The following is an 8079-nucleotide window of genomic DNA, read 5'->3' as shown; positions in this document are numbered from 1 at the left end:
GCGCTCCGCCCGCGCGCATCGCGGCGAGCGCGGCGAGGTCGGCGGCGCCTGCCATCGTGCCGGCGATGACCCCGACCATGCCGCGGGTGTATTTGTGCGCATCGGGTCCGGGCGGTGCGAGGTGCGGGCTTTTGAGCACTTCCGTCCGGCTGGTGACGGGGACACCGATGTCGAGGAGGCGGACCTCGCCGCAATAGCGCGCGGCGGGCTGGAGGAGATGCGCGGGTTTGAGTGCGCCGAGGGCGAGTGTGAGGTGGAAGACGGGGGGGTGTCGTGAGCGCGTGGCCGGAGTCGGTGGCGAGGCCGCTGGGGAGGTCGATGGCTATGGCGAGGGTGGCGGCTTTGGTCAGGGTGTGGAGTCTTTCCCCGATCGATACCTCCCCGGCGGAGGCCGGGGTCCAGTTGGGTGAACCGTGCGAGTCGTCGATAGCGGTGCCCAACTGGGCCCCGGCCTTCGCCGGGGGGGGTGTTTGGGGTTTGGGGTGAAGGACCATCCAGCGGGCGGGTGAGGCCGGTGCCGAAAAGGGCGTCGACGAGAATTGGAGCGGGCGTCGCGTCCACGAGAGTTTGGACGGGGCCGGGCCACCCTGCCCTTGCCGCCCTAGCAGCGTCGGTGCGGGGTTGGGACAGCGCGGCGACGCGGACGGTTGCGCCCAGGTCGGCGAGCACGCGCGCGGCGACATAGCCATCGCCGCCATTGTTGCCGGGGCCGCAGAGGATCAGGATGGCGTTCGATCCCGCCAGACGGTGGACCGCGTGCGCGATCGCGGTGCCTGCGCGGTCCATCAGCGTCTCGACCGCGACCCCGGTTGCGATCACCGCATCCTCAGCCACGCGCATCTCGGCGGCGGTCAGGACGGGCTGGCCCTCGATCCGGATCATGAGCGTTCGCACTTGGCTGGACCGTCGCGGGAGGCGGTAGCGGTCGGTGCCCAGCGCGACGTCGATGCTGCCGGGCGCGGATGCCGTGACCTGCGCCCGCTCCGCCCCGTCGGCGGCGACGACGCTGCGGCCGTCGGGGGCGACGCGCAACCTTCGGAAGCCGCCATCGGCGTGGCGGAGGGTCAGGATCACGCCATCAGCGCCGCGCGACTGCTCGATCGTGCAGTCGGGGGCCAAAGCGGCGGCCCCCTTGGCGCAGGGGACATGCATGACGGGTGGGTCGTCGCGGCGTGACGCCGTGTCACCGGTGTCGGGCTTGCCGCTCCCGCAGGCTGCCAGCGGGAGCGAGACAAGCCCGACAAGATACTGCGATCGTTTAGATATCCGCGTAGACATGCGTTTCGGCTGCGGCTCCCGGGTGCGTGACCGCGCCCTTGTACGCCGGACCGACGGTCTTCGCATAGCGCCACAGCGCCCCCGAGCCGTAATCGGTCTTGCGTGGGACCCAGACCGCGCGGCGTGCCGCCATCACGTCCTCGGGAACATCGAGATCGATCGTCCCCGCCTCGGCATCGATATGGATCATGTCGCCATCCTCGACGAGTGCGATCGGGCCGCCATCGGCAGCTTCGGGGCCGACATGGCCGATGCAGAAGCCGCGCGTGCCGCCCGAGAAACGGCCGTCGGTGATCAGCGCGACGCTCTCGCCCATGCCGAGGCCATAGAGCGCGGCGGTGGTCGAGAGCATCTCGCGCATGCCCGGACCGCCCTTGGGACCTTCGTAGCGGATGACGATAACCTCGCCCTCGTTGATCGCGCGCGCCTCGACCGCGGCGAAGGTGTCCTCCTCGCAGTCGAACACGCGCGCCGGCCCGCTGAACTGCAGCCGATGCATCCCCGCGACCTTCACGATCGCGCCATCGGGGGCGAGGCTGCCACGCAGGCCGACGACGCCACCCGTCGGGGTCAGCGGGGTGCTGATGTCGTAGATGACCTTCTGGTCGGGGTTCCACGTCACCTGGTCGATATTCTCGGCCAGAGTCTTGCCGGTTACGGTCATGCAGCTGCCGTCGAGGAACCCGCCGCTGAGCATCGTCTTCATCAGCATGTAGACGCCGCCCGCCTCGTACATGTCCTTGGCGACATACTTCCCACCGGGTTTGAGGTCGGCGATGTACGGCGTTGTCTTGAAGATCTCCGCGACGTCGAACAGGTCGAACTCGATCCCCGCTTCCGACGCCATGGCGGGCAGATGCAGCGCGGCGTTGGTCGAGCCGCCGGTCGCGGCGACGACTCGCGCCGCATTGATGAAGGCCTCGCGGGTGCAGATGTCGCGCGGGCGGATATTGTCGGCCAGGCACTCCATGACCTGCGCCCCCGCAGCCACCGCGATCTGTTCACGCGTCGTGTAAGGAGCTGGCACCATGTTGCTGTTCGGAATAGACAATCCGATCGCTTCCGCGACGCAGGCCATGGTGTTGGCGGTATATTGCCCACCGCAGGCGCCGTGACCCGGGCAGGCGACCTTCTCGAGCGCATGCACCTCCGACAGCGGGCAGGCACCGGCGGCATATTTGCCGACGATCTCGAACACGTCGACGACGGTGACGTCGCGCTCCTGATAGCGGCCGGGCAGGATGGAGCCGCCATAGACGAACACCGACGGGATGTTCAGGCGGAGCATCGCCATCATCATGCCGGGCAGCGACTTGTCGCACCCGGCAAAACCGACCAGCGCATCGTAGCAATGGCCGCGGACCGAGAGTTCGACCGAGTCGGCGATGACTTCACGGCTGACGAGGCTCGCCTTCATCCCCTGATGCCCCATCGCGATGCCGTCGGTGACGGTGATCGTGTTGAAGCGGCGCGGCATCCCGCCACCCTGGATGCGCCCGCCTGCGCGGCATCGGCCTGCGCATCGAGCGTGGTGTTGCATGGGGCTGAGTTGTTGCCGGCGGATGCGAGCGCGACGAACGGACGCGCGATATCCTCTTCGGGAATACCCATCGCGTAGTAATAGCTGCGGTGCGGCGCACGCTCTGGACCGACGGAGACATGCCGGCTCGGCAGGCGCGATTTATCGAATATACGGGTCATGGCGACCGCCTATGTCGCGAGACGGGGCCTTTGCGCAAGACAGTTGCGTATGGATTTGCAGTTTTATCCGCCGCGGGCGTGGCCGGGCACCCGCCGCAAAGCGAGCGCGGCGGGCGTCAGAGGCTTTCGAGCGCCTTGGCGACGCCGTCCATCGTGAACGGCTTCTGCAGGCGGGGCCGGTCGCGGAAGCGCGGATCGAGGCCGTCATCGCCACCGCCGGTCGCGAACACGAAGGGAATGCCGCCCTCTGCAAGCCGTTCGGCGATCGGAGTACTCTTCTCACCGCCACGCAGGTTGACGTCGAGGATCGCGGCGTCGACACCCCCGGCCGAGATGCGGTGCAGGGCATCGGCGACGGTGTCGACGGACCCTGCGACGCCCTTGTCCAGCACCTCGAGGAAATCCTCGAGCATCATGGCGATCAACGGTTCATCCTCTACGATGAGGATCTGCTGTGGCACGTTCATATTTTGTACCTTAGGCGGCAATTTCGCCGAGCGCCAACATCTTGTTGCTTAACGTGCCGCAAGAACGTCGCGCGCGGCTTCGGCAAGCTGCTGGACCGAGAAGGGCTTGGGAAGAAACTCGACATTGTCGAGGTCGATCGACTTGCGCAGCTGTTCCTCGGCATAGCCCGACATGAAGACGATCGGCAGGTCGGGATATTTCTCGCGGGCGTGCCGGACCATCGTCGGGCCGTCCATGGTCGGCATCACCACGTCGGTGATCAGCAGATCGGGGCGGCCGTTCTTCGCCATGATCTCGAGCGCGACCTCGCCATTCTCCGCGGTCAGCACGCTATAGCCCTGGCGGGTGAGCGCGCGTTCGGCGACTGCGCGGACCATGTCCTCGTCCTCGACCAGCAAAATCGTGCCCGTGCCCCACAGGTCGGCGGGCTTGGCCGCGGGCTTGGGCGCGGTGAGCCGCGGCGCGGCGGGCGCGGCGTGGACGGGGAGGAAGATGGTGAAGGTCGCCCCCTGCCCCGGCTGCGATTCGGCGAAGATATAGCCGCCCGACTGCTTGACGATGCCATAGACGGTCGAGAGGCCGAGCCCGGTCCCCTTGCCGAATTCCTTGGTCGTGAAGAACGGCTCGAAGATCTTGGGCAGGACCTCGGGCGGGATTCCGGTGCCGGTGTCCTGGACGATCAGCGCGGTATAGTCCGCGACGGGCAGGATGTCGGAGGCCATCTGCCGCACTTCGGTCGCCGAGACGGAGCGCGTGGTGATGGTCAGCGTGCCGCCGCCGCGCGGGTTGGCGGACAGGATCGCATCGCGGGCGTTGACCGCGAGATTGACGACGACCTGTTCGAGCTGCCCCGGATCGGCGCGGACCGGCCCCAGGTTGCGGCCGTGCATCATGTCGAGCCGGACGGTCTCGCCCATCAGCCGCTTGAGCAGGTTCGAGACCTCGGACACGACGTCGGGCAACTGCAGGATCTGCGGGCGCAGCGTCTGCTGGCGACTGAAGGCGAGCAGCTGGCGGGTCAGTCCGGCGGCGCGGTTCGAGTTGGTGCGGATCTGCTGGATGTCGTCATAATCGCTGTCGCCGGGCGAATGGCGCATCAGCATCAGGTCGCAGTGCCCGATGATCGCGGTCAGGATGTTGTTGAAATCATGCGCGACGCCGCCGGCGAGCTGGCCGACCGCCTGCATCTTGGTCGCCTGCGCCACCTCGCGCTTCAGTCGCGATTCCTCGCTATTGTCCTTGAGGCTGAGCAGGACCGCGGCGTCGCCGAGCCCGCGCGCGCCGGCGATGGTCAGCGCGACCGGCTCGTCGGGATGATCCTTCAGCCGGACCGCCATGTCGGTCGAATGCGTCTGCCCGCCCGCGAACCGGCGGATCGCGTCGGCGACCGCGGTCTTGTCCTCGCGCACGACGAGATCGCCGGGGTAGAGCGGCGGCGCGGCGCCGACGACCCCGGCGGCGCGCAGGAACGAGTCGTTCATCTGGATGAAGCGGCCCTCACGATCGACCAGCGCCATGCTGAACGGCATCAGGCTGACGAGGCTGCGGACATGCGCGGAGGCCGACGCGCCGATCGCGGGCGCGTCCTCCTCGTCGTCGAGCAGGATGACGAGGACGGGGGCGTCGTCGCCCTCGACAAAGGGCACCTGCACCACGCGCAGCGGCGTCCCCGCGCCGCCCTCGCGCGCGAAGCGGACGAGGCCGCGATTGTCGGTGATCAGGAAGCGCGCGAAGTCGCGTCCCTCGATCGCCTCATGCTCGTCGCCGATCGCGCGGACGCGGAGCACGCGGTTGGTCGCGCGGACGCGGCCGTCGGCGCTGAGCAACGCCGCCATGATCCCGCTGCCGCCGAGCCGGTCGCCGGTCGGCCCGTCGATCAGCCGTTCGGCGGTCTGCGCGAGGTCATAGTCGGGCGCGGTGACGAACCGCCAGACGAGCATGTCCGCCTCGTCGCCGGCGCGGGTGATCGATGCCGAGATGCGCAGCCCGTTGGCGACCAGCCGCTCCGCCTGCGCATGACCGTCGCGCCATGCGGTGCGTCCGGCCTCGGCGAGCAATACGACCCCACTCGCATCGAGCGGCAGCCCCGGCGGGGTCGGAAAGCCGCTGAACACCGCGTCATAGGCGTCGTTCGCGCAGACCAGCCGGCCCGCGCGATCGGTCACCGCGATTGCATCGCCGCTCGCCTGCGCCACCGCCCGCGTAAAGTCCCAGTCGATCGTGCGCAGTTCGGCGCTGCCGGCGCGCGCGAGCACGCGCCAGACGATCACCGCGCCGATGACGATGATCGCCGCGGCGAGAAAGGCCGCCGCGACGACGATGTCGCCGATCATGCCGAGCACCAGCCCCGATGCGGCGATCCCCGTCACCGTCGCGACAAGGGCGGCGCGGCGGTTCGGCCCGAGGCCGGTCTGGGGCGGAAGCGAAACCATGCGATGCCTCTTCCGCTGTTCGGGGGTTTGGGGTCAAGCATCATGTCCCCGCCCGGTTTCCCGGGCAGGGACGCGGCCGGTCACCAGATACGCACGCGCTGTTCGGGCGCGAGATACAGGCGCTGCGTCGGCTTGGGCTGATAGGCGGCGTACCAGGGGTCGAGATTGCGGACGACCGAGGCGCGCTGCTGCGACGGCGAATGCGGATCGGTCAGCAGCCGCTGACGCAAATTCGCCTCGCGGTAGTTGCGGCGCCAGACCTGCGCCCAGCCAAGATAGAAGCGCTGGTCGCCGGTGAAGCCGTCGAGCACGGGGGCCGCCTTGCCGCCGAGCGCGGTGTGATAGGCGTCATAGGCGACCGTGAGCCCGGCGAGATCGGCGATGTTCTCGCCCATCGTCAGCTGGCCCTTCACGTGCATCCCCGGCAGCGGCTCATAGGCGTCATATTGCGCGCCGAGCTTGCCGGTGAGTGCGTTGAACCCGGCGATGTCCTTGGGCGTCCACCAGTCGGTGAGCTGCCCCTTGGCATCGTATTTCGAACCCTGGTCGTCGAAATGATGGCTCAGTTCGTGCCCGATCACCGCACCGATGCCGCCATAATTGACCGCGTCGTCGGCCTTGGGATCGAAGAAGGGCGGCTGGAGGATGGCTGCGGGGAAGACGATCTCGACCATGCCGAAATTGGCATAGGCGTTCACCGTCATCGGCGTCATGCCCCATTCCCAGCGCTGCAGGGGCTTGCCGAGCTTGGCGATGTTGTCCTGATGCTGCCATTCGTTCGCGCGCCATTCGTTGCCGAACGCGTCGCCGGACGTGATCGTCAGCGCGGACAGGTCCTTCCACTGGCTGGGATAGCCGATCTTGGGGGTGAAGGCGGCGAGCTTGGCATGCGCCTTCTGCTTGGTCTCGGGCGCCATCCAGTCGAGCTTGTCGATCCGGCGGCCCATCGCGGCGAGCACGTTCTTCACCAGCACATCGGCTGCGGCCTTGGTCTCGGGCGGGAAATACTGCGCGACGTAGAGTTTGCTGACCTCGTCGCCGAGCGCACCGCTGGTGAACTGGACACCGCGCTTCCAGCGGGCCTCCAGCTCGGGCGTGCCGCCGAGCACGGTGCCGTAGAAGGCGAACTGTTCGGCGTCGAACGCCTTTGGCAGCACGTCCGCATAGCCGTCGAGCGAGCGGAGCATCAGCTGGTCCTTGAGCACGCCGATCGGCGCGGTCGCGACGAGTTTTGCAATGCCGGTGATCGCCGAGGGCTGCGCGACGATGACGGTCGGTACGGGCGTGCCGGTCGCCTTGAAATAGCCCGCGAAGTCGAAGCCGGGCGCGCGCCTGGCGAGATCGGCGACGGTCATCTTGTTATAGGTCTTGGTCGCGTCGCGGCTGTCGACTCGGGTCCAGCTGACCCGGGCGATCTCGGTCTCGAACGCGAGCAACGCGGCGGCGCGCGCCTCGGCATCGGGTTCGCCGGCGAGCATCAGCATTTTCGCGATGTGCGCGCGGTAGGCGGTGCGCGCCTCGACCAGCTTGGCGTCGGTGCTGAGATAATAATCGCGGTCGGGCAGGCCGAGCCCCGACTGACCGAGCGAGAGCGCGTACTGCTCGGGGATTTTGTCGTCCTGGCCGACGCCGCTGCCGAACGGGCCGCCGATCCCGGCGCGATCCGCCTCGGCGAGCAGCGCGGGATAGCCCGACCGGTCCTTCAGTGCGGCGATCTTCGCGAGCCATGGCCGGATCGGCGCCAGCCCCTTGGCCTCGATCGTGCCGGTGTCGAGGAAGGTCGCATAGGCGCGGCCGATCTTCGAGTTCGAGTCCTTGGCCGCGGTGTCGAGGATGCCGCGGGTGCGCGTCTCGGACAGGTCGGAGAGGAAGTTGAACGCGCCGTAGTTCGACTTGTCCGCGGGGATCGGGGTGGTCTTCGCCCAGTTGCCATTGGCGAAGGCGTAGAAATCGTCACCGGGCTGGACGCTCTTGTCCATGCCCTTCTCGTCGAAGCCGAAGCTGCCATATTGCGCGCCGGTCGCGGCGGGCGCGGCGGGTGCGGCGGTTGGTTCGGCGGTCTGCGAGATGGCGGCGGTGACGCCGGTGATCGCGGTGGCGGCGAGCAGGCCGGCGGCGATGTAGGTCTTCATGCGAGTCTCCTGGAATTTCGTTCGCGGTACACCTCCCCGCGAAGGCCGGGGCCCAGTTGGGAAGGTCT

4 protein-coding genes and 2 pseudogenes are annotated in these 8079 nt (G+C 68.2%); 1 reads left to right on the top strand and 5 read right to left on the bottom strand.

All coding sequences use genetic code 11. The features are described from left to right. Positions 1-495: 495 nt before the first annotated feature. Positions 496-840 (bottom strand): annotated as a pseudogene (locus NI18_RS23345) (NAD(P)H-hydrate epimerase); the annotation flags it as partial. On the opposite strand from NI18_RS23345, the gene NI18_RS26970 reads away from it, so the two are divergent. Then, positions 757-1176, top strand: a complete 420-nt coding sequence (locus NI18_RS26970) for a hypothetical protein (protein ID WP_306286376.1) — start codon at positions 757-759, stop codon at positions 1174-1176. The pseudogene NI18_RS23345 and the gene NI18_RS26970 sit on opposite strands and share 84 nt — an antisense overlap. 82 nt (positions 1177-1258) lie before the next feature. Here the strand turns inward: NI18_RS26970 and ilvD are convergent. From ilvD to NI18_RS10925, 4 genes and pseudogenes are all read right to left on the bottom strand, one after another. Next, positions 1259-2979 (bottom strand): annotated as a pseudogene (gene ilvD, locus NI18_RS10940) (dihydroxy-acid dehydratase). Between the two features lie 116 nt (positions 2980-3095). After that, positions 3096-3446, bottom strand: coding sequence for a response regulator (locus tag NI18_RS10935; RefSeq protein WP_031396103.1), 351 nt, complete (start codon positions 3444-3446; stop codon positions 3096-3098). A gap of 48 nt (positions 3447-3494) precedes the next feature. Continuing rightward, positions 3495-5879, bottom strand: coding sequence for a response regulator (locus tag NI18_RS10930; RefSeq protein WP_037529927.1), 2385 nt, complete (start codon positions 5877-5879; stop codon positions 3495-3497). A gap of 80 nt (positions 5880-5959) precedes the next feature. Continuing rightward, positions 5960-8011, bottom strand: a complete 2052-nt coding sequence (locus NI18_RS10925) for a M13 family metallopeptidase (protein WP_037529926.1) — start codon at positions 8009-8011, stop codon at positions 5960-5962. Positions 8012-8079: the final 68 nt, after the last annotated feature.

Source organism: Sphingomonas sp. Ant20 (genome assembly GCF_000783375.1).
GTDB lineage: Bacteria > Pseudomonadota > Alphaproteobacteria > Sphingomonadales > Sphingomonadaceae > Sphingomonas > Sphingomonas aerolata.
This window is presented reverse-complemented; position numbering and strand designations above follow the sequence as displayed.

Bases quoted from the DNA above. Each gene is read 5' to 3' on its own strand.
- NI18_RS10935 (WP_031396103.1), bottom strand. From the start codon at position 3,446: ATGAACGTGCCACAGCAGATCCTCATCGTAGAGGATGAACCGTTGATC.
- NI18_RS10925 (WP_037529926.1), bottom strand. From the start codon at position 8,011: ATGAAGACCTACATCGCCGCCGGCCTGCTCGCCGCCACCGCGATCACC.
- NI18_RS10930 (WP_037529927.1), bottom strand. From the start codon at position 5,879: ATGGTTTCGCTTCCGCCCCAGACCGGCCTCGGGCCGAACCGCCGCGCC.